General features: G+C 64.9%; 14 protein-coding genes. 5 read left to right on the forward strand and 9 right to left on the reverse strand.

The window, feature by feature from the left end; translation table 11 throughout:
* Positions 1-89: 89 nt before the first annotated feature.
* From IFT57_RS23420 to IFT57_RS23450, 7 genes are all read right to left on the reverse strand, one after another.
* The gene (locus tag IFT57_RS23420; RefSeq protein WP_192152832.1) at positions 90-1082 is read right to left on the reverse strand and encodes a siderophore ABC transporter substrate-binding protein; all 993 of its coding nucleotides are present in this window, start codon (positions 1080-1082) and stop codon (positions 90-92) included.
* Positions 1079-1861, reverse strand: a complete 783-nt coding sequence (locus IFT57_RS23425; protein WP_192152833.1) for an iron ABC transporter ATP-binding protein — start codon at positions 1859-1861, stop codon at positions 1079-1081. Before IFT57_RS23425 ends, IFT57_RS23420 begins: the two co-directional genes overlap by 4 nt.
* Entirely contained in the window at positions 1858-2808 is a 951-nt protein-coding gene (locus IFT57_RS23430) for an iron chelate uptake ABC transporter family permease subunit (RefSeq protein WP_192152834.1), read from the reverse strand. Before IFT57_RS23430 ends, IFT57_RS23425 begins: the two co-directional genes overlap by 4 nt.
* On the reverse strand, positions 2805-3749 hold the full coding sequence (locus tag IFT57_RS23435; protein WP_192152835.1) for an iron chelate uptake ABC transporter family permease subunit: 945 nt from the start codon (positions 3747-3749) through the stop codon (positions 2805-2807). The genes IFT57_RS23430 and IFT57_RS23435 overlap by 4 nt, the downstream gene beginning before the upstream one ends.
* Positions 3746-5518, reverse strand: coding sequence for an ABC transporter ATP-binding protein (locus tag IFT57_RS23440; protein WP_192152836.1), 1773 nt, complete (start codon positions 5516-5518; stop codon positions 3746-3748). Before IFT57_RS23440 ends, IFT57_RS23435 begins: the two co-directional genes overlap by 4 nt.
* Positions 5512-7314 carry an ABC transporter ATP-binding protein gene (locus IFT57_RS23445; RefSeq protein ID WP_192152837.1) on the reverse strand — a complete coding sequence of 601 codons (1803 nt, stop codon included), beginning with the start codon at positions 7312-7314 and terminating at the stop codon, positions 5512-5514. Before IFT57_RS23445 ends, IFT57_RS23440 begins: the two co-directional genes overlap by 7 nt.
* A 104-nt stretch (positions 7315-7418) precedes the next feature.
* The gene (locus IFT57_RS23450; protein WP_192152838.1) at positions 7419-7952 is read right to left on the reverse strand and encodes a sigma-70 family RNA polymerase sigma factor; all 534 of its coding nucleotides are present in this window, start codon (positions 7950-7952) and stop codon (positions 7419-7421) included.
* Between the two features lie 183 nt (positions 7953-8135).
* Between IFT57_RS23450 and IFT57_RS23455 the strand changes: the two genes are divergently transcribed.
* The gene (locus IFT57_RS23455) at positions 8136-10301 is read left to right on the forward strand and encodes a condensation domain-containing protein (RefSeq protein WP_192152839.1); all 2166 of its coding nucleotides are present in this window, start codon (positions 8136-8138) and stop codon (positions 10299-10301) included.
* Between the two features lie 436 nt (positions 10302-10737).
* Here IFT57_RS23455 and basC read toward each other — a convergent pair whose 3' ends face one another.
* Both basC and IFT57_RS23465 read right to left on the reverse strand, forming a co-directional pair.
* Positions 10738-12057 (reverse strand): putative histamine N-monooxygenase, encoded by a 1320-nt coding sequence (gene basC, locus IFT57_RS23460; RefSeq protein WP_192152840.1) that lies wholly within the window; start codon positions 12055-12057, stop codon positions 10738-10740.
* Between the two features lie 61 nt (positions 12058-12118).
* Positions 12119-16474, reverse strand: coding sequence for an amino acid adenylation domain-containing protein (locus tag IFT57_RS23465; RefSeq protein WP_192152841.1), 4356 nt, complete (start codon positions 16472-16474; stop codon positions 12119-12121).
* Between the two features lie 192 nt (positions 16475-16666).
* On the opposite strand from IFT57_RS23465, the gene IFT57_RS23470 reads away from it, so the two are divergent.
* The 4 genes from IFT57_RS23470 to IFT57_RS23485 all read left to right on the forward strand — a co-directional run bounded on the left by IFT57_RS23470 (position 16667) and on the right by IFT57_RS23485 (position 21296).
* Entirely contained in the window at positions 16667-17767 is a 1101-nt protein-coding gene (locus tag IFT57_RS23470; protein WP_244657419.1) for an isochorismate synthase, read from the forward strand.
* A gap of 28 nt (positions 17768-17795) precedes the next feature.
* Positions 17796-19631 carry a (2,3-dihydroxybenzoyl)adenylate synthase gene (locus IFT57_RS23475; protein ID WP_192152843.1) on the forward strand — a complete coding sequence of 612 codons (1836 nt, stop codon included), beginning with the start codon at positions 17796-17798 and terminating at the stop codon, positions 19629-19631.
* Between the two features lie 62 nt (positions 19632-19693).
* Positions 19694-20920, forward strand: coding sequence for a histidine decarboxylase (locus tag IFT57_RS23480; protein WP_192152844.1), 1227 nt, complete (start codon positions 19694-19696; stop codon positions 20918-20920).
* 58 nt (positions 20921-20978) lie between these two features.
* Positions 20979-21296, forward strand: coding sequence for an isochorismate lyase (locus IFT57_RS23485; protein ID WP_199869086.1), 318 nt, complete (start codon positions 20979-20981; stop codon positions 21294-21296).
* Positions 21297-21492 lie beyond the last annotated feature (196 nt).

Below are 21492 nucleotides of genomic sequence, written 5' to 3' on the forward strand. Positions count from 1 at the left end.
ATATCCTCAATGCAAATGGTTGGCATTCGATAAAAATTCTCGTCTTCGTGACGATTCGTCTCCGATGGGCCCACACTTGCCGCGTCGGATCAGTGCGAATAGCCCTGCATCACCTCATCGGCCATGCGCGAAAGACAGGTCACGCTGGCTGTGCACAGGTACCAGGTGCGGGCGTCGACGAAGATCACACGGCCCTGGGTCCATGCCTTGGTCTTGCGCAGCAGGGGGTTGTCCAGGCTGTCCAGATTCAGCGCCGGACGGCGTTCCATCACTGCCGTGCGGTCGATGACATAGAGGATGTCCGGGTCGGCCTGCTGAATAAATTCGTTGGAGATCGGCTGGCCGTGCAACCCGGCTTCGATGTCGCTGCTGGCGGGCTTCACGCCCAGGGTGTCGAAGATGAAGCCGTAGCGCGATTTCACGCCGTATGAGGTGAAGGCGCCATTGTTGTGCAGCACGATCAGCGCTTTCTCGGGACGCCCCTCGGTGACCTTGCGCGTCTGCGCGACCTTGGCATCCATCAGCGCGACCTTTTCCTCGGCCAATGCCGGTTTGTTCAGGATGCGGCCGAGCAGGGTCAGGTGACGCTTCGCCGTTTCGATGAAATTGCCCTGTTTGTTGGTCAGGTCGATGTCGTCGTAGACCGTCGGTGCGATCTGGCTGAGCTCGTCATAGCTGCGCGCCTGCAACGGCGAGATCAGGATCAAGTCGGGCTTGAGCGCGTGCAGGCGCTCGAGGTTGGGTTCGATGGTGGTACCGACATCGGCTACGTTCGGATCATCGCGGTACTTGAGCAGAAAGTCGGCGACGTAGTCCTTGGCGATGCCCACCACCGGCGCGCCGAGTTGGTCGAGGCTGTCCAGTTCGCTCATGTCGAAGGCCACGACACGTTGCGGCAGCGTGTCGATGGTGGTCGTCCCCAAGGCATGCTCTACGGTGACTGAGGTGTAGTCGGTAACAGCAGGCGCGGCTTGAACGGCGGCGGGCGGTGTGGCCCCCGCTGTAGGCTTGTCGCAGCCATACAGCGCGCTGATGGCCAATGCCAGCAGGGCACCGGCGACCTTGTTGTGTGCGGTGTTCATAGCGGTTGCCTTGATGTCGAGGGGTTGAAGTAGTTGCAGACGAACCCGCGTTCGCTGCGCAGGATTTCAAAATCCAGTTCGTAGAGATCGCGCAGGCACGCTTCGTTGACCACTTGCGCCACCGAGCCCTGGCTGTGGACGGCACCGTGTTTCATGGCCACGATGTGGTCGGAATAATTGGCGGCAAAATTGATGTCGTGCACCACCAGAATCACCGTGCGGCCCTGTTCGTCGCACAGCCTGCGCAGGGCGCCCATGATCATCACGGCGTGTTTCATGTCGAGGTTGTTGAGCGGCTCGTCCAGCAGGAGGTAGTCGGTCTGCTGGGCGATGGTCATGGCCAGGAACGCCAGCTGCCGCTGACCGCCGCTCAGTTCGTCGATGTAGCAGGTGCGCAGTGCCTGCAGGGAAAGAAAGCCGATGGCCTGGTCGATCGCCGTGTGGTCGGCGTCGGTGAGGTTGCCCTGGCTGTAGGGAAAACGGCCGAAGGCGACCAGCTCTTCGACCGTCAGGCGCAAGCTGAATGCCTGGGTCTGGCGCAGGGTGGCGACGCGCCTGGCGTACTCGCGCACGGCAATGGCGGCGCTGTCGCGGCCGTTCAGGGTCAAGCTGCCCTGCGACGGCTTCTGCAAGCGGGCAATGAGCATCAGCAGGGTGGTCTTGCCGGCGCCATTGGGGCCTATCAACGAGGTCACCTTGCCGGTCGGAAACTGCACGCTGACATCGTTAAGCACCTGAGTGCTGCCATAGGATTTATGCACGTGGCTGAGGGCGATCATGGGCTGCCTCGGGTACGGATCATCAGCGTGAGGAAGTACACGCCACACACCAGGTTGATGAGAATGCTGACAGAGGTGTTGTAGTTGAACAGCTGCTCGACCAGGTACTGGGCGACGATGAACACGCCGATGGCCACGCCGCAGGCGGTCGGCAGGATGGCGCGGTGGCGTGCGGTGCGGGCCAGGGCGTAGCTGATGTTGGCGACGATCACCCCCATGAAAGCGGTTGGGCCGACCAGGCTGGTGGACACGGCCACCAGCACCGCGATCAGCGCCAGTTGCAGGCGCACGCTGGGCGCGTAGTCGACGCCCAGCGAGACAGCCTGGTCGCGGCCCAGCGCCAGCACATCGAGTACCGGCAGGGTGCGGTGCACCAGCAGGCAGGCGCCGACCACCAGCACGCCGCCATAGATCACTTGGTCCAGCCGTGCCCTGTTGAACGAGGCATAGCTGAAGCCCTGCAGTATCGAGAACTCGCCCGGACTGATCTTCAACTGGATGAACTGGGTGAAAGTGGTCATCACCATGCTCAACACCAGCCCCAGCAGCAACAGCAGGTAGACGTTGTTGCGCCCATCGCGGAACAGCCACCGGTGGATCAGCCACGAATAGCCGAGCATCAGCACGATCGACAGCAGCGCGTTGCCGCCACGGCCCAGCAGTACCAAACTGTGCGTGCCCAGGCAGAGGATCAACAGGGCCTGGAACAGCAGGTAGATGGACTCGTAACCCATGACCGCCGGAGTCAGGATTCGGTTGCCGACGATCGTCTGGAAAATCACCGAGGAGTAGGCGATGCAGACGCCGGCGATGACCATGGCGGCCAGACGAATCAGGCGCCGCGGGATCACGTAGGCGAAATCCATTCCCGAGCCCAGCAGCACGAAAGCCACAGCCAATACCAGTACCGAGAGCCAGAGTCCGTAGCGGGTCGCGTTCGGGCTCATGTGTACTTTCTCAGCAGCACGATCAGGAACATCACACCGCCGATGCTGCCTGCGGTGAGGCCGATCGGCACCTCGAACGGGTAGATCAGCAGGCGCCCGATGCTGTCGCAGACCAGCAGCAGCGCTGCCCCGCACAACGCCACGATGGGCAGCGTGCGTTGCAGGTTTTCGCCGTGGTAGAGCGCCACCAGATTGGGCACCACCAGGCCTACGAAGGGTATCGCCCCTACGGTGATCACCGTCGCCGATACGCACACGGCCACCAGCATCAGGCCCACGGCGGCGTTGGCGGCGTAGTTCACGCCCAGGGTGCTGGCCATGCCTTCGCCCATGCCCAGAATGGTGAAGCGCTGGGCGAACAGGTAGGTGAGCAGCACGATCGGCAGTATCAGATAGATGATTTCGTAGTTGCCCTGCACGATCTTCGAGAAGTCGCCGAGCATCCAGCCCTGCATGCTCTGCAGAAGGTTGTGGCGATAGGCATGGAATTCGGCCAGCGCGCTGAGCACGCTGCCGTACATCAGGCCGACCACGGGCACCAGCACCACGCTCTTGAACTGGATGCGGCGAATGATCGCCACGAAGAGCACGCTGGCCAGAAAGCAGAAGCCCAGGGCGAACAGCATCCTGACCGTGCTGCTCGAGGCCGGAGCGACGGTCAGCGCGACCAGGATTCCCAGCTTGGCCGCATCCAGGCCGCCGCAGGTAGCCGGCTCGACGAAGCGGTTGCGCACGATCTGCTGCAGGATCACCCCGCACATGGCCAGCCCGGCACCAGTCAACACCAACGCCACGAGGCGCGGCAGGCGGCTGGCGGTGAGGGTCAGCCAGGCATCGCCGGAGAAATTCCACAGCTCGCTCCAGGACACCTCCTTGACCCCCAGCGTCAAGGACAGGCCGCACAGCAGCGCGAACGCAACCGGCCAGCTCGCCGCCCTCACGTAGCGTCCTCATCCGCCGCTGCCGCGGCCAGCCGCCAACCCTTGGCGGCGCGTCGCTGCGCCAGGAAGCGCGCGTAGGGCCCGGCCTGGCGGCTGAGCTGGGCATGGCTGCCCTGTTCGGCGATACGCCCGTCCGCCAGCACCACGATCTGGTCGGCCATTTCCACCGTCGACAGCTGGTGCGCGATCACCACCAGCGTGCGCTTGCCGCGCAACCGCGCCAAGGTCTGCGCGATGGCTGCCTGGTTCTCGGCATCGAGGGCCGAGGTGGCTTCGTCGATCAGCAGGATCGGTGCATCCTTGAGCAGTGCCCGGGCAATGGCGATGCGCTGGCGCTCGCCGCCGGACAGCCGCGCGCCGCCTTCGCCGACCTGGGTGTCGAGCCCCTGCGGCAAGCGTGCGACGATCTCCAGCACGCCGGCCTGCTCGGCTGCCTGCAGGATCTGCTCGCGACTGGCATCGGCCCTGCCGACGCCGATGTTGGCAGCGATGCTGCCCTGGAACAGGTAGGCGTCCTGGAATATCTGACTGGTCTGCGCCGCCAGCCAGGCGCTGGACAGCTGCCGAACGTCCACACCGCCGATCTGTACGCTGCCCTGGCCAACGTCGAAGAAGCGCGCGATCAATCGCACCAGAGTGGTCTTGCCCGATCCTGAAGCACCGACCACGGCGGTCATGCTTCCCGCCGCGATGTGCAGATTGACCCCCTGCAGGATCGGCGCCTGGTCGGCGCTGTAGCCGAAGCTGACGTCGTTGAACGCCACGCTGTTGTCGGCAGGCTCCGCCGCTGTTTGCGGGATTGGCATTGGCAGCGGCTGCACGGCGAACAGCTCATCGACCACGGCCAGTTGTCCGCGCGCGCCGCGCAATATCTCGCTGTAGCTGGCGACTTCCAGCAATGGGTCGATGAACCGGCTGACCAGCACCAGCGCCACCACCAGCGCTGCCATCGAAGCGGGTGTCGTGCTGCCGCCAGACGAGTGCAACGCCCACCCGGCCGCCGCCAGCAGTGCTGCGAAGCTGACCTGGACGGCCCAGCTGTTGAGCACTACCGACATGGCCGAGACGTGAATCAGGCGCCGGGCCGACTGCTGCTGGCCGGCGATCGCCTGCTGCACAAACCGCGTGCCGCCGTCTTCGCCGTTGAAGGCGCGCAGGACCGACTGGGCCTGGGCGAACTCCACCATGCGCCGACTGGCTCGGGCGGTGCTGGCATGGAATTGGACATCGCTGCGTTGCCCCATGCGCGCCGTCAGGGTGAACACGGCAAGCAACAGCGGCAGGGTCACCAAGGCGATCAGGGCCATCTGCAGATTCAGCAAGAACAGCCCGACCACCACTGCCAATGGGGTGATGATGCTGGTGATCAGGGGTGTCAGGACGTGGGCAGGCAGTTGCGCCAGAGCCATCATGCCTTGGGTCGAGACATGGCTCAGACGGGCAGTGTTGTCCGGGTCGAACCAGCCGACCGGCAGGCGCGCGACGTGCTCGCTCAGGCGATGACGGCCGGTTTGCAGCACGGCCATGCCGAAGCGCACGCCGGCTTTCTCGACCACCCGCCGCAGCGCCCAGCACAACGCTACGCCGACCAGCATCGGGACCAGCCCGCGGGTGGCGGCTGTGATGTCGTGACCGAGCAAGCCGGTCAGTACCGGTATCACGGCGACGATGGTCAGCCCGTTGAGCAGCCCGTACAGCAGGGTCAGCCCCAGGTAGCGATAGAGCACGTCGGCGTCGTTGCCAAGCAGTCGCAGGAAGGTATTCAGCATGGGCCGTGCTCCGTGCGCTCGTTGTTCGGGTAGTCGCCCGCTCGCCACAGACGCGCATACCGGCCGCCGCTGGCGAGCAACTGTGCGTGGGTGCCTTGCTCCTGAATGCTGCCGTGGTCGATCACGATGATGTGGTCGGCGTGCATCACCGTATCCAGGCGGTGGGCGATGACCAGCACGGTGCGCCCGTGGGCGAAGCGTGACAGGGCCTGCTGGATGTGCACTTCGTTCTCTGCATCGGCGGCGGCGGTAGCTTCGTCGAGCACCAGGATGGCGGGGTCGAGCAGCATGGCACGGGCAATGCTGACGCGCTGCAGTTCGCCCCCGGACAGTTGCGCGTCTTCGCCCACCACCGAATCGTAGCCACGAGGCAGGGCGATGATCCGCTCGTGCACGTTGGCCAGGCGCGCGGCCTGCTCGATCTCGTCGAGGCTGGCCGTGGCGCGGCCCAGGGCGATGTTGTCGCGCAGGCTGGCATGGATCAGGCGCACGTCCTGCAGCACGAACCCGATATGCCGATACAACTGCGTGCTGTCGATCTGGCGCAGGTCGACGCCGCCCAAGGTGATGCGCCCGGCATCCGGGTCGAAGAAGCGCAGCAGCAGGCTCGCCAGGGTCGACTTGCCCGCGCCGGACGGCCCCACCACGGCCGTCACCGTGCCGGGCCTGAGGGTCAGATCGATATTGCTCAGTACCGGTGTTTCGCCGTCATAGCTGTAGCTCAGGTTCTCCACCTGCAGTTCGGCCCGTGCCGGCAGGACAGTGGGTGCTTGCGTTGGCCTGGCCAGTTCCGGGGTGGCCAGCAATTGTTGAATGCGCAGGGCCGCGGCCGTTGCATTGTGCAGGTCATGGGTGATGTAGCTGAGCAGCAGCAAAGGCGCACACAGGCTGGGTGCTACCAGAACGAAAGGCAGCAGGTCGATGGCTTCGATCCAGCCCAGCCAGGTGAACAGCGTGCCGAACGTCAGTACGATGCCGAGTACCACGACCGGGGTGATCAGCGCGTGGGCATTGGCCATGGCACCGACCAGGGGGCGGGTGAAATCCTCAAACGCCACCGCAAAGCCGTCCACGGCCTCACGGTAGTTGGCCTGGGCCTTGCCCTCGACACCGAAGGACTTGACCACGGTGATGCCGTTGACGAACTCGACCACGGCGTTGTTGATGCGCGCCATCCCGGCGCCGAACGCCTGCATGTTGGCGCTGCTCGCGCGGGTGGCTCTGGAAACGAAGAGAAAGAACAGCGGAAAGGGCAGCAGGGAGATGACCGCCATGCGCCAGTCCATGGCGAACAGGTACACCGTGGCGAACGAAACCGCCCCCAGCGACCGGCCGACAGTTGTGTAGAAGTGCGCGGTCAGGCTGTGCAAGGTATCGACGTCATCCTGCATCGCTTGCTTGACCTCGCCCGAGGCCCGCGCGGTGAACCAACCCAACGGCACCTTGCCCAGCCTGCGGGTAATGGCCAGGCGCAGGTGTGAAGTGATCTGGTTGTCGAGCAGATGGGCCAGCATCTCGCCCAGGGACACCAGGATCATGCCCAGCACGAGGCAGGCCAGGCTGCCGCCGATCACGGGCCACACGTGCGCAGTCGAATCCGTCGTCCAGATACCGCCGTCGGCAGGGGCCAGGGCCAACTCGGCGAGGTAGGCGATTGCGGCCAGTGGCAGCAAGGTCAGCGCGGTGCCCAGGCTGGCCAGGACGGCCGCCACGATCAGGCGTCCGCGAACGGGCCTGAGCAACTGAGCCATTGCGCCTTCGGCGATAGGGGGGTCGGTAGCGGGTGCAGCGCTCATTGAATCTCCGTAAGGGGGCAGGGCCCTCGGCTGGGTGTGCAGGCTCGGCACGGGTCGTGGACACACGGTGCTTACCGTGTATTACGAGCGGCGGCGAAAAATCCTCAATGGGTGCAGCGATCGCGAGGGCGATCGCTGGCGAAGGGCTGGCAGGCGCGCATCGCACTGGCGATGTACTTCTCCACGGAAGACACCGACACATTGATCTGGCTGGCGATTTCGCGATGGCCCATCCCGCTCAGACGATGCAACAGCAGGGCCTGGCGGGCCTTGGCCGGTTGAAGGTTGATGGCGGCGTCGACCTGGGTCAGTGCTTCGAACGCGAGGGCGCGGCTTTCTTCCGATGGCCCCAGCGGCACCTCTTGTTGCCTCAGGCGTTCGAGGTGCCCGGCCTCCAGGCTGCGACGACGGTAAAGGTCGATGAGCATGCCCTTGGCGATCTGCGTGAGGTAGCAGCGGCAGTGCTCGGGTGCCGGCAAGGTGCCCTTGCGGATGAGGTTGAGGTAGATGTCGTGCGCCAGGTCAGCGGCGTCCGTCGGGTTGCCCAGCTTGCGTCGCAAAAGGCCGCTGAGCCAGCCGTGATGGTCTTTGTAGAGCCGCTCCACTTGTTGTCTGAGCGCGAACGATCCGTTGTCCACGATGCCTTTCCCTACCTCATGTCGATGCTGCGATTTTGACGAATGCTAATAAGTATGATTATCATTTGCACGATACGGTGTTTGTTTCGCGAGTGCAAACGCACCGCTCGCCCTCACCGTCTTGCCGCGTTCATGCATCGGCCGCGGCCTCGTTTTTCCCTGCCAACCAAGGTGTTTATTTCCATGATGGAAACCCGTCCCGACAACGCATTGCAGACGCCGCTCACGCCCCATGAAGAGCAGGTCTGGCTGCTCCAGCAGCAGTATCCGGAACAGCGCCGCAAGCATTTCAGCGCCTGGTCGCTGGGCTGCGCATTCGATACCCAGCGCCTGGAGGCCGCCCTCAGAGCGGTCATCGATGCACTGCCGGCGCTCAATGCCCGTTATCTGTTCGACGATGAAGGCGAGTTGCGCAAGGTCACGGCCGAGGATTGGCAAGCCTGTGTCGCCGTGCTGCAGGTCGATAGCCCGACGCAGGCAGGTGAGCTGTTGCTCGACCGCCAGGCGTCGCTCTGGGACGCCGAAACCCAGGCGCCGCTTGCCGCCCTGGTGATCCAGACCGAGCAGGGCGTGATCCTCGGGTTCGTGCTGCATGAGGTGCTGGATCAGACCTGTCGCGAAGACGACCTGTATCGGCTGGTCATGGACGCCTACGACGGACGTCCCGTGGGCGTGCCGCACCTGCCGTGGCTGGTACGCCAGGCCACCGACAGCTCGCCGCTGCCCTCGCCATCGGTCCATCCGCAGGTGTCGAACGACGCCGATGCCATGGGCGCGCTGATCCTCGCCGAATTCCGCAACACGCTAGCGGAACCCGGTATGACCCTGGAAGACGACTTCTTCGAATTCGGCGGTCATTCCCTGTTGGCGACACGGATCATCGGCAAACTTGCGGACAGCCACGGCGTGGAAGTGGACTTCAACGACTTCTTCAGCGCGTCCACGGCCGGTGCGCTGGCGCAACGCGCGCGGCGGCGCGAGCAGCGTGCATTGGCCACTGCGGCCTCGTCGTCATCCGCGCAAACCGCCCCTTTCGCGCCCGCGCAGGCGTCGCTGGGACGTGCCTACGCCGCCTTCGATTTCGGCACGATCTTCAACCTGCCGTTCGCCGTGGCGTTTCGCGAGCCGGTCGACGAGGCCGTCTTCGAGCAGGCCTTCCACGATCTGGTCGAGCGCCATGCCAGCCTGCGCACGACCTTCCATTTCGATGAGGGCGAACCCTACCAACGGCAGGTACCCGTCGAGCGCTTGGGTCAGTACCGCTGGTTCTGGTCCAGCCAGCACAGCGAGGGTGCGAGCCTGGCCAGCGAAGCGGGGCATGTGTTCGACCTGTCCCGCGAGCTGCCGATGCGCGTACGCTTCCTGCGTGACGGGCAGCAGGCAGGGCAGACGCTTTCGTTGCTGGTCCACCACATGGCCATCGACGAGTGGTCGCTCAATGTGATGATGCAGGACCTGAGCCAGGCCTACGCCGCGCGCGCTGCCGACCGGGCACCGGTCTGGCACGAGCCGGCGCCGGCCTTCCACGAGTACGCCACGCGCGCCCGAATCGCCGGCATCGACCAACGCCACCTGGCCTACTGGACCGACATGCTGGGCGCTGCCACGCGCGGCCTGCAGCTGCCTGACCACGCCGATGCGACCGGCGCGCGCTCGACCGAATCCGGCACCCAGGCCCAATGGTTCGAGATATTGCCGAACCAGACCCTGACCGATGACCTGCAGCGGTTTGCCAGGCACAACAATGCTTCCCTGTTCGGCGTGCTGTACACCGCCATTGCCTTGGCCTTGCACAAGGTTGGCGGCCTCGAGGAGCTGGTCATCGGTACCTCGGCTTCCGGGCGTACCGATCCGGCCTACTACAACACGGTCGGCTACTTCACCACGATGGTCGCCCACCGCGTGCGCTTCGATGCGCAGCAGGCGCTGGGGTCGGTGGTCGAGGCAGTCAGCAGCCTGATCAATGATTCCATGGCCTACGCCGACGTGCCGCTGGAGCAGATCCAGCAGGCGTTGGGCATGACGCCTGCGGACGGCCTGCTGTTCGACGTCTACATTCAGATCCACGCCAACAACGCCTTGAATGGCGCGCTGCGCGGGGCCGACGGCGAGGCGATTCGCTACCGGCAGATCGACCCGGAGAAGAGCCAGTCGATGTTCGGCATGCAGTTCGAAATCATGGAAAACATGGTTCAGGGCCAGCGCTCGCTGCGTCTGGTCGTCACCTATCAAACCGCGCGCTACAGCGCCGCGCAGATGGACCGGGTCAGTCGCGCGATCGAACAGGTGTTGGCCGCGTTCGCGGACAGGGAAGGGGCAAAAGCTTCGGTGGGGCAGTTGAGCGTCTAGCGCCGTCCCTTGTAGGAGCGGTCATCGGCCGCGAAGGGTTCACCGCGGTGTGTCGGGCTGACCGCGGTGTCCTTTTCGCGGCCACTGACCGCTCCTACGGATGTAGCGCGACTCCCTGTAGGAGCGGTCATCGGCCGCGAAGGATTCACCGCGGTGTGTCAGGCGGACCGCGGTGTTCTTTTCGCGGCCACTGACCGCTCCTACGGATGTAGTGCGATTCCCTGTAGGAGCGGTCATCGGCCGCGAAGGATTCACCGCGGTGTATCAGGCTGACCGCGGCGTGCTTTTCGCGGCCACTGACCGCTCCTACGGATGTAGTGCGATTCCCTGTAGGAGCGGTCATCGGCCGCGAAGGGTTCACCGCGGTGTATCAGGCTGACCGCAGCGTTCCTTTCGCGGCCACGGACCGCTCCTACGGCGGGCCGTGGGGCGCAGTTCAGTCCTGATGCATGCCGTAGCGCTGGAACGACGAGCGTTTCGGCAGTCGGTAGCGGGCACGCCCCAGCAGTTGGTTGGCGATGGTGGCGTTGCGCGTCGGGGCGATGCCCAGGTCGGGTGAGCCGACACCGTGCTGAAAGATTTCCGCGTTCTGGATAAAGATCTTGCCGGCGCCGTCGTCACGGCGGCGCGCGGTGAAGTCCGCCTGCACCACGCAGTCACCATAGCTGTCGGTGTCCAGCAGCGTGTCCTTGAGCCGTTCGAACCACTGCGGCCAGGTGTGCCGGTAGCCGGTCGCCGCAACGATGGCGTCAGCTTCCAGCATGCCGGTCTGGTCCAGTTCGCGGTGTCGGTAGGCGATACGCAGCGCGCCGTGAACATCCTCCACACGCTGTACCTCGCAGTTCGACAGCAACGTCAGGCCCGGATCGCGCCCGCCGATGGAGCGTTCGTAGATCAGGTCGTACAGGGCGCCGATGGTGGAAAAGCTGATGCCCTTGTACAGCAACCCTTGCCCGGCAACGACTTCGCGCCGTCGCTCGGGCGCCAGACTATGGAAGTAGTCCATATAGGCAGGGGTGAAGCATTCCTGGCCCAGCTTGGAGTATTCCATCGGATGGAACCCCGGGGAGCGCGTGATCCAGCGGATCGAGGCGCCGGCCGCGACCCGCGCCGGTGTTAGCTCGCTGAACAGCGCCAGCACGCATTCCGCTGCGCTTTGCCCGGAACCGATGACGGTAACCTGACGGCACTCGGCCAGCTCCGCCTGGCGTTTGCCGAACTGCGCCGAGTGCATGATCGGCGCGGTGCTCTTGACCTGTGCCCACTGGGGCAACAGGGGCTGGGTGCCGATGCCGACGGCCAAGTGTCGGCTGCGGTAATGACGCTTGAACCCCGAGATCGATTGGCTCTGGATCAGGAAGCGCTGGGTGTCGGCGTCATAAGTCACCTCGCAGACTTCTTCGTCGAATCGGCAGGCACCCAGGCGCTGCGCGGCCCAGCGACAGTAGTGGTCGTATTCCAGGCGAGGCACCTGGAAGTTGTCGTAGTAATAGAACGCGTGCAGCCGATCATGATGATGCAGGTAATTGAGGTAGCTCAAAGGGTGAGTCGGATCGGCCATGGTCACCAGGTCCGCCAGAAAGGGCACCTGCAGGGTGGTGCCGGGCAGGAGCAGGCCCTCGTGCCAGCGAAACTCGCTCTTGCGTTCCAAAAACAGATGACTCACCTCGGCGTGGCCATCGAGCAGCGCGGCCAGGCCCAGATTGAACGGGCCGATGCCTATGCCCGCAATGTCTATCGTCGTTACATCCGTCATCCCGTCTCTCCATGAGCATTGTCGGGTGGGCGCGGCGCCGTCGCGGGGCGCCGCATTCGATTCAGTGGGCCTGCGTGACCGCGTCTTTCGCCAGCAGGCGCTGCACGTCGTGGGCGTTACGGCACTGCAGCAGTTGGCCGGGCGACAGCGTCACCGCGAAACGCTCGCGCAGCCCGGCCGCAATGGCTTTCAGGTGCTGTGGTCGCAAGCCCAGGCTGATGAAGCCGGTGGCAGCGTTGTCGGCGTGCTGCGCCGGGCGGCCCAACACGTTCAGGTAGACCTGCAGCACGGACAGCGCCACCGTGTCCGCACCCGGCGCCGACTCGGTGGCCGGGACGGCGAGCAGCTCGCGTGCTCGCCGGCGGTCGACCTTGCCATTCTGCGACAGCGGCAGCTGGGTAACGGCCAGCAGGCGCGTCGGCAGGTGGGAAGGCTGCAGATGTTCGCGGGCGTAATTGCGCAACTGGACGACACTGATGGCCTGCGTGCCGGCAGCGCTCACATACAGCGCGCCGAGATTGGTTTCGCCCTGGCTGGGGTCCTGGTAATCCACCACCAGCACCTGGCGCAGCGCGGGGTGGTGGCTCAGGACCTTCTCGACATCGGGCAGCGACACCCGCACGCCGCGCACCTTCACATAACCGTTGACCCGGCTGTCGAAGATCAGCGTGCCATCTGCGCGGTAGCGTCCGCGGTCGCCGCTGCGGAAGGCCCTGATCGGCTGGCCTTGTTCATCGTCGACTGTGATGAAATCGGTCTGCGCGTACTCGCCGCCGTCCAGGTAACCCAGCGCCAGGTTCACGCCCGCGGTATGGATACGGCCGACAACGCCCGGCGGGCAATGCCGGCCGTGTTCATCAAGCACCAGGTAGCGGTTGCCCGGCAACGGCTGGCCGTAGGGAATCAGCGTGCGGTCGTCGCTGCCGATCTCGTGCCAGATGCTCCAGATGGTGGTCTCGGTGGGCCCGCCCAGGGAGATCAGGCGGGCGTGCGGCAGGCATTCGCGCAATTGCTCGATCACCACCGGCTTGATGTAGTCACCTCCCTGAGCGATCAGGCGCAGACTGCGCAGGTCGTGATCGCCGCGGCAGGCCAGAAGCATTTCCACGATCGCCGGCACTGAGCACCAGAGGCTGACCCGATGCTCGGCGATCAATTGGTTCCAGCGCACCGCGTCCTTGTCTTCGTTCACCGCCGGCAGCACCAACGTGGCACCGGCACTCAGGCTGCCGAACACGTCGAACAGCGACATGTCGTGGTGCAGCGGCGTCACTGACATGAGCACGTCGTTCTGGGTGACCTGCCACCGTGCCAGCGTGCTGCCGATGACGTTGGCGGTCGCGCGGTTGTTCAGCACGACGCATTTGGGCTGGCCCGTGGTGCCCGAGGTGTACAGGTAGTAGCCAGGTGCTTCACTCAGGGAAAAATCAGGCAACGACACCGGGAAGGGCGCGTGCTGGGCGAGCAGCTCGGAGATGACGGCCACTGGCTGATCGATGGGTTCCAGCGCCGCCAGCACGACCAGATCGGGTTGGCAGTTGTCCAGCAGGTAGCGGCGACGTTGCTCGGGTGCTTGAGCATCAATGGGCACCCAGATCACCCCCGTCAGCGCGCAGGCCAGGGTCAGCATCGTGTGCTCCGGGCTGCGCGGCAGACAGATCGCGACCACCTGACCACGCGTGAGACCTCGGGCCTGCAAGGCGGCGATTACCCGTGCCACGCCGTCGCCCAGTTCGGCATAACTCAGCCGCCTGGATCCGCAGATGAGCGCAGTGCGGGTGTTGTCGGCATCGAAAACATGCTCGGCAATGCGGGCCAGGAAAGGCGCCTGGCAGGCATCGCGTTCAGGGCTGTTGGAGCGGTAATGACTGGTGTCGAGCAGAGGCGCCGTGGCCAGGGTGAAGCTGTCGTGAGTGGCAACCTGGCTGAAGGCTTTGTCCAGCATGCGCAGGATGTCGCCGACCTGCGCCGAATCCAGTACCTCGTGCGCATAGTCGATATCGACCCGCAGCGAGCCTTCGGCGTCCGTCGACAGGCGAATGTCCATGGCCACCTGCGGCGTCTGGGTCAGCCCGGTATGCAGCCGCATGGGGCTGTCGGCAGGCGTGACCGGCCACGACAGGCCGCTGGTGATCACCACAGGCAGCACCGGCCCGGGGCCGTGTCGCTCGAACAGCAGCCGGGTCAGGTCGACAGCGGAATACGCCAGATGCTGCAACCCTTCCAACACATCGACCTGCAACGCCTTGGCGCGCTCGATGAACGGGCGCTCATCGACGGCCCAATTGATAGCGATGAAACTCGAGTGGTTGGCCAGGTCGGCGCCGCTGTTGGGGGCGACCGGCAGGGCAACGCACAGGTCGCCCTCGTCGAGCCAGTGCGAGAGCACTTCCAGAACCACCGCCATGAGTGCGGAGTTCTTGAACAGACGCTGCTGTGCGGCCCGCCGGCTCAGTGCTGCAAAGCGCGATTGCGGCACCTGCAGACTCTGTCGCTGGTAGCGAGACGGGCCGGCCTTGGCAAGCGGTTGTTTCCACGGCAGGCAGGGCGGCCCGCTGACGGCCGCCAGCTTGTCGCGCCAGTAGGCCATGTCTGCCTTGCGTTGCTCGGTCGCGGCCGGCGCCGGTAGCGAGGCCCCTGTTTCCGAGTGCTGCGCGGGCGTGCCGGTGAACAGCTCCACCAGCAAGGCGGCGATGGAGTGGCCGTCAAGAATCAGGGCGTCCATGCGCACGAACACGACGTGCTGGTCCTGCGCCAGCGCGAACAGCGTGACGTTCCAGGGCGCTGCGTGCAGACCGAACACGGCATGTGCGTAGGCTTCGCGGCGCTCTTCCACCTCGCGCAGGCCATCGCTCAGGGGTAAGTGGCGCAGGTCGATTTCATCCAGATGGGGCTCGACCACATCGCTGACGTACTGCACGCAGTGCTGGGCATCGATGTGGGTACGCAGGCTCGGATGGCGCCGGACCATGTCGGCCAGGCGCGTACGCAGCAGGACTGCGTCGATGTGCCCGCGGTATTCACGGAATTCCTGCATGGCCACGCCGCCCAGCGGCATGTGCGCGCCGCGCCCCAGCAGGTAGGCCTGCTGCAGAGCGTTCAACGGCCGTCGAGCCGGCGGCGACAGAGGTTGATCGAGGCGTGCCGGATCGGCGGCAACCGCTTGCACCAGCGCGACGAAGCGCTCGAACAGGGGGGACACCCAGGCCAGCGGCAGGGCATCGACACGGATGTCCCAGTTGATCGAAAGCCCCTGGTCGATGTGAGCGACCTGAACGTCCAGGACCACCTGCGGGCCTTGCGAGATCACCCAGTTCATCGGGCCGAACACCCGCCGCACACGGTCGGACAACAGCTCGCCCTGGCTGCGCTCCAAGGCAGCGGTAAAGACCACCGGCGCCAGTTGCGCCGAGCCCGTATGCCGCGACAGGTCGCGCATCAGGTCGACGCCGGAATAGGCGCAGTGCTCCAGGGCCTGGATCAAACCGTCACCCAGCTGGCGGCACAGCGTCGCCGGGCTGCTGGCGCGGGCCATCTCCACGTCGACGATCAGCACGTTGGCGAACTCGCCGATGGTCCCCTGCACCTGCGGCTGTACCGGCGCGCGCCAGAAGCTGGGGACATTGAGGCGAAAGCGTGGATCGCCGGTGCGCTCGCCCAGCACCGACGCGAACAGCCCAAGCATCAGGTTGGACAGGGTCAGTCGGTGCTCCCGCGCCAGCTTCTGCAGGGCCTGGTAGTGCCCGGCGTCGAGCCAGGTGTGCAGGCGCTGGCTGTGTGGCTGCGCTGCGCTTGATTCGAGCAGGGGCAGGGTAGGGGCGGGTGCGATGTGGTCCAGGCGCTGGCGCCACCAGTGGCGATCGCGGTCGCGGGCAGCCTTCACCGCGGGGTCTGCCCGCAAGGTGTCCAGCCACTGGAAAAACGTCGGCGGCGTCGAACACGGCTGCCCGGGGGCTTCGTAGCCGGCGGCCAGGTCTTCCATCAGCGTGGGAAAACTGGACGGGTCGATGGCGATCATGTCGCTGTCGACGTGCAGGCGAAAGCGATTCTCGGGCAGCAGGCTGACGCCCACGCGCAGTCCGCCGACGTGGACCAGGTCCAGCTGCTGATGGGTCCAGGCTTCGCGTTTGCGCTGCAGTGCCTGTTGCCTTTGCAGGTCCGGCAGATCGGTCAAGTCGTCGACTTCGAGCGCCGGCCCGCGCGCCGTTGGCGGGGTGTGTTGCAAGCCCTCGGGGCTGACTCGCAGCCGCAACATCGGGTGACGGCTACAGGCATCTTCCAGCGCCGAGCGCAGGCGTTCAAGGTCGATTCCCTGGCCATCGAATTCGGCGTACAGGTGAGCTGACACGTTCCCCAAGGCCGCATGAGCAGTGCGCCCGATCCAGCAGGCGGCTTGCATTGAAGTTAACTCTCGCATGGCTCACTCGTCTCACGTGATTGACAACGTTCCGTTTATGTCGTCACCATTAGAAACAATAATCATTCACATTCGCAATTAAAACTTACATTTCAGGGCAGGGAGGCGACACCGAAGATGAGATCAGCCATCGTCAGGGCGACTGCGCCGCAACACGTGCAACACGTTGTGAAAAATGACAATTTTTCGTTCATGTCGGGTCAGCGCGAGTTGCGGGCCCATGGGCTGCTGCAACGCATCGAGGCGCCGGCGGTAGGTGGACAGGACGCGCAAGGTCGCTTCCAGCAGGCGGTCCAGCGCGCTTTCGAGCAGGCGCGAAAGGCCGGGCAGGCCGTGCCGATGATAGTCGGCGCCATTCCCTTCGACCCGTCCGAAGCGTCGTGCCTCTACGTTCCGGAGCAGGCGCAGTGGCACGATCTGCAGCCGGACGCGGCGGGCACGCCGAGTCCCATGCCGTCGCTGCTGGAGCAACGCAACCTGCCCGACGAGCACGCGTTCATGCGCTCGGTCGAGCACGCCGTGGCCAACTTCGGCTACAGCGACGTGCGCAAGGCGGTGCTGTCGGTGCAGCGCGAACTGGTGTTCAGCCAGGACATCGACGTGGACGCCCTGGCCCATAACCTGCGCGTGCAGAATCCCAGCGGCTATCACTTCCGCGTACCCATGGCCGACGGCGCCACCTTGCTGGGCGTGAGCCCCGAGTTGCTGGTGCGCAAGCACGGCGCCTCGTTCGTCTCCAATCCGCTGGCCGGTTCGGCCAAGCGCATGGCCGATGCCGACGCCGACCGCCGCAATGCCCAGTGGCTGTCCGAATCGGACAAGGACCACTACGAGCATGGCTTCGTCACCTCGGATATCGCCGCGCGGGTCAGCGAGCTGTGCACCCGGCTGGACGTACCGCCGCGGCCCTCGCTGATTAGCACCCCGACCCTCTGGCACTTGTCGACGCGCATCGAAGGCACCTTGGCCGACGCCTCCGTGTCGGCTCTGCAACTGGCCTGTCGCCTGCACCCCACGCCTGCCGTGTGCGGTTTCCCCACCGAATTGGCGCGGCGTCTGATTCGTTTCGTCGAACCCACCGAGCGCGGCCTGTTCACCGGCATGGTCGGCTGGTGCGACGCCCAGGGCAACGGCGAATGGGTCGTGACCATTCGCTGCGGCACGGTTTCAGGCCCGCGGGTCAGGCTGTTCGCCGGCGCCGGTATCGTCGAAGCCTCGCAACCAGCGGCGGAATGGGCCGAGGTCCAGACCAAGCTGCGCACCATGCTCCAGGCGTGCGGACTGCACGCGTGATTCCCCCTTCCTCATGACGAGTGAAACCATGACTATCGAATTCACCCGCTGGCCGCAGGACCGTGCCCAGGCCTATCGCGACCTCGGCTACTGGCTCGACCAGCCACTGACGCGCATTCTCGATGAGCGCTGCGAGGCACAACCCGACGCGCCGGCGATCATCTGCGGCGAGCGCAGCTTCACCTACGCCGAGCTTGACCGTCTCTCGTCCAACCTGGCCTCGCGCCTGGCTGCACGCGGCCTGGGTCGTGGCGATGCGGCGCTGGTCCAGCTGCCCAACATTGCCGAGTTCTACGTCGTATTGTTTGCCTTGTTCAAGGCCGGCATCGTGCCGCTCAATGCGTTGTTCAGCCACCGCAAGCTGGAGCTGGGCGCTTACGTCAAGCAGCTGTCGCCGCGCTTGCTGATAGGCTCGCGCGAGCACGAAGTGTTTCGCGATGACAGCTATCAAAGCCTGTTCGAGCAGGCCGCGGCCCAGCCTCGGGTAGCTCTGTTTCTGGGCGATTCGCGCAGCGAACACAGCCTTGCCGAATGGATCGAGACGCCGGCCACCGAACAGGTCACCTATGCACCCACGGCCGCTGATGAAGTGGCGCTGTTCCAGCTGTCCGGCGGCAGCACCGGTACGCCGAAATTGATCCCGCGCACCCACAACGACTACCACTACAACGCGCGCGCCTGCGCCGAGGTCTGCGCCCTTACCGCGCAGACGCGCTTTCTGTGTGCCTTGCCGGCTGCGCACAATTTCCTGCTCAGTTCGCCAGGCGCGCTGGGCGTGTTTCACGCCGGTGGCTGCGTGATCATGGCCGACAACCCCGAGCCGCTGGCGTGCTTCGCCCTCATCCAGCGGCATGCGGTCAATACCGTGGCCCTGGTGCCCAGTGCCGTTGCCCTGTGGTTGCAGGCCGCGCCCCAGCATTGCGCGCAGTTGCAATCGCTGCACTACCTGCAGGTGGGCGGCGCGGTGTTCGCCGACTCGTTGGCGCGCCAGGTGCCGGCGGTGCTGGGCTGCCAGTTGCAGCAGGTATTTGGCATGGCCGAAGGGTTGATCAACTACACCCGCCTGGACGACAGCGACGAGCAGGTGTTCACCACCCAGGGGCGTCCGGTCAGCCCCGGTGATGAAATCAAAATCGTCGACGAGCAGGGCGCCGAGGTGCCCAGCGGCCAGCCGGGAATGCTCGCTACCCGAGGTCCGTACACCTTCTGCGGCTACTACAACAGTCCGCAGCAGAACGCCCAGGCGTTCGACGAACAGGGCTATTACTATTCCGGCGACCTGGTAAAGCGTCTGCCCAGTGGTGATCTGCGCGTGGTCGGCCGTATCAAGGATCAGGTCAACCGTGGTGGCGAGAAGATCGCTTCCGAAGAGATCGAAAACCTCATCGTGCTGCACCCGGACGTGACTCACGCCGGGCTGGTGGCAATGCCGGACCAGGCCTTGGGCGAGAAGAGCTGCGCGTTCGTGGTCAGCCGCGATCCGACGCTCAAGGCGCCCGCGCTGCGCCGTCACCTGCTGGCGCTGGGCATCGCCGAATACAAGTTGCCCGATCGCATTCGGATGATCCCGAGCATGCCGTTGACGGCCGTGGGCAAGATCGACAAGAAGCGGCTGCGCCAACTGCTGGCGGTGGAAGACAACCGCGCCTGGCTGCAGACACGTCTGCTGCAACTGATCGAGGACGGTGACGCCCTCGACCCTCAGGAAAACCTGATTTTCTACGGGCTGGATTCCCTCCAGGTGATGCGCCTGGCGGCCGAGCTCAAAGAGCGCGGCGTGGCCGTGAGCTTCGAGGAACTGGCCACCGAACCGACCCTGGCCAACTGGTGGGCGCTGGTCGAGAGCCGTCAGAAAGCCGCCTGATTCAAACGGCGAGCCGTGCCGGTGCAGTGCGGCTCGCTTGGTCATTCCAGAAAGGATCCACGATGACATTGTCTACTGCCGACACCGCTCGACTCGATGATTTCTGGCGACACTGCCTGGAGCATCAGTTCTTCAACATTGGCTACCCGGAAAATGCCGATTTCGACTACAGCGCACTTGAGCGCTTTCTGCGCTTTTCCATCAACAACTGCGGCGACTGGGGCGAGCACAGCAACTACGTGCTCAACTCCTTTGACTTCGAAAAGGACGTCATGGCGTACTTCGCCGATCTGTTCGAGATTCGCCGCGAGGACAGCTGGGGCTATGTCACCAACGGCGGCACCGAGGGCAACATGTTCGGCTGCTATCTGGCGCGGGAGCTGTTTCCCGATGGCACCTTGTACTATTCCAGGGATACCCACTATTCAGTGGCGAAGATCGTCAAGTTGCTGCGCATCAAGTGCCGCGCGGTGGATGCACTGCCCAATGGCGAGATCGACTATGACGATTTGCTGGCGAAGATCGCGGCGGACGGGGAGAGGCACCCGATCATCTTTGCCAACATCGGCACCACCATGCGCGGCGCCGTCGACGATATCGCGATCATCCAGGCGCGCCTGCAACAGGCAGGTATTGCGCGGCGTGACTACTACCTGCATGCCGATGCCGCGCTGAGCGGGATGATTCTGCCGTTCGTGGATACGCCGCAGCCATTCACCTTTGCCGCGGGCATCGACTCCATCTGCGTATCCGGGCACAAGATGATCGGCTCACCGATCCCCTGCGGCATCGTCGTGGCCAAACGCAGGAACGTCGAGCGCATCTCGGTGGAGGTGGACTACATTTCGGCGAGCGACAAGACCATCAGCGGTTCGCGCAACGGCCACACGCCGATGATCATGTGGGCGGCGCTGCGCACTCATTCCCCGGCCCAGTGGCGCCGCCGGGTCGCGCACAGCCTGAAGAGTGCCCAATACGCGGTCAATCGGTTGCGTGCCGGCGGAATCGACGCGTGGCGCAACCCGAACTCCATCACTGTGGTGTTTCCCTGCCCTTCACCGGGGATTGCCCGCAACTACGGTCTGGCCACCTCGGGCGCTACCGCGCACCTGATCACCACGCCGCATCACCGCGACACCCGGGTCATCGATGCGTTGATCGACGAGGTGATTGCCGAGGCGCGTCCGGAGGCCTGGCGCGCCACCTTGCAGCGCAGCTGGCATTCGAACACCCAGCCGCCACCGCGCAGCACGTCCTGGACTGGCGGGGCCGGCCTCGACCGTGCGTGATGCCCCGCTCATTGGACACCAATTTGCCCACTCCACCTGACGAACGAGAGCGACCATCTTGAATCAGCCACCCACACCCCAGGACTGTAGCCACCTGGACGACATCCGCTGCGGCATCGATTGGCACGACCGGCAGATCTTCGACGCCCTGGTGCAGCGTTTGCAGTACGTCAAGGCCGCTGCGCAATTCAAACCCAGCGAGGAATCGATCCCGGCCCCCGAGCGAGTCGCGGCCATGCTCGAGCAACGCCTGGAATGGGCCACTGCCGCCGGCTTCGACCCCGCATTTACCGAAGCGCTGTTCGAACAGATCATCCACTGGAACATCCAGCAGCAGATCGCCCACTGGCGTGCGACCCGATCAGGCAATGCCTGATCCACCGCGGCGCCCTTTTCGCGGCCACGGACCGCTCCTACAGGGTGTGAGTGAACCTTTGTAGGAGCGGTCATCGGCCGCGAAGGGCGCATCGCGTTACGGCTGATCCACCGCGGCGCTCTTTTCGCGGCCACGGACCGCTCCTACAGGGTGTGAGTGAACCTTTGTAGGAGCGGTCATCGGCCGCGAAGGGCGC

The organism is Pseudomonas sp. CFBP 13719, from assembly GCF_014842095.1.
GTDB lineage: Bacteria > Pseudomonadota > Gammaproteobacteria > Pseudomonadales > Pseudomonadaceae > Aquipseudomonas.

What these genes read in the sequence shown, in the direction of transcription:
- IFT57_RS23425 (WP_192152833.1), bottom strand. Translation starts at nt 1,861, where the DNA reads ATGATCGCCCTCAGCCACGTGCATAAATCCTATGGCAGCACTCAGGTG.
- IFT57_RS23440 (WP_192152836.1), bottom strand. Translation starts at nt 5,518, where the DNA reads ATGCTGAATACCTTCCTGCGACTGCTTGGCAACGACGCCGACGTGCTC.
- IFT57_RS23420 (WP_192152832.1), bottom strand. Translation starts at nt 1,082, where the DNA reads ATGAACACCGCACACAACAAGGTCGCCGGTGCCCTGCTGGCATTGGCC.
- IFT57_RS23430 (WP_192152834.1), bottom strand. Translation starts at nt 2,808, where the DNA reads ATGAGCCCGAACGCGACCCGCTACGGACTCTGGCTCTCGGTACTGGTA.
- IFT57_RS23445 (WP_192152837.1), bottom strand. Translation starts at nt 7,314, where the DNA reads ATGAGCGCTGCACCCGCTACCGACCCCCCTATCGCCGAAGGCGCAATG.
- IFT57_RS23465 (WP_192152841.1), bottom strand. Translation starts at nt 16,474, where the DNA reads ATGCGAGAGTTAACTTCAATGCAAGCCGCCTGCTGGATCGGGCGCACT.
- IFT57_RS23470 (WP_244657419.1), top strand. Translation starts at nt 16,667, where the DNA reads ATGTCGGGTCAGCGCGAGTTGCGGGCCCATGGGCTGCTGCAACGCATC.
- IFT57_RS23480 (WP_192152844.1), top strand. Translation starts at nt 19,694, where the DNA reads ATGACATTGTCTACTGCCGACACCGCTCGACTCGATGATTTCTGGCGA.
- IFT57_RS23475 (WP_192152843.1), top strand. Translation starts at nt 17,796, where the DNA reads ATGACTATCGAATTCACCCGCTGGCCGCAGGACCGTGCCCAGGCCTAT.
- basC (WP_192152840.1), bottom strand. Translation starts at nt 12,057, where the DNA reads ATGACGGATGTAACGACGATAGACATTGCGGGCATAGGCATCGGCCCG.
- IFT57_RS23455 (WP_192152839.1), top strand. Translation starts at nt 8,136, where the DNA reads ATGATGGAAACCCGTCCCGACAACGCATTGCAGACGCCGCTCACGCCC.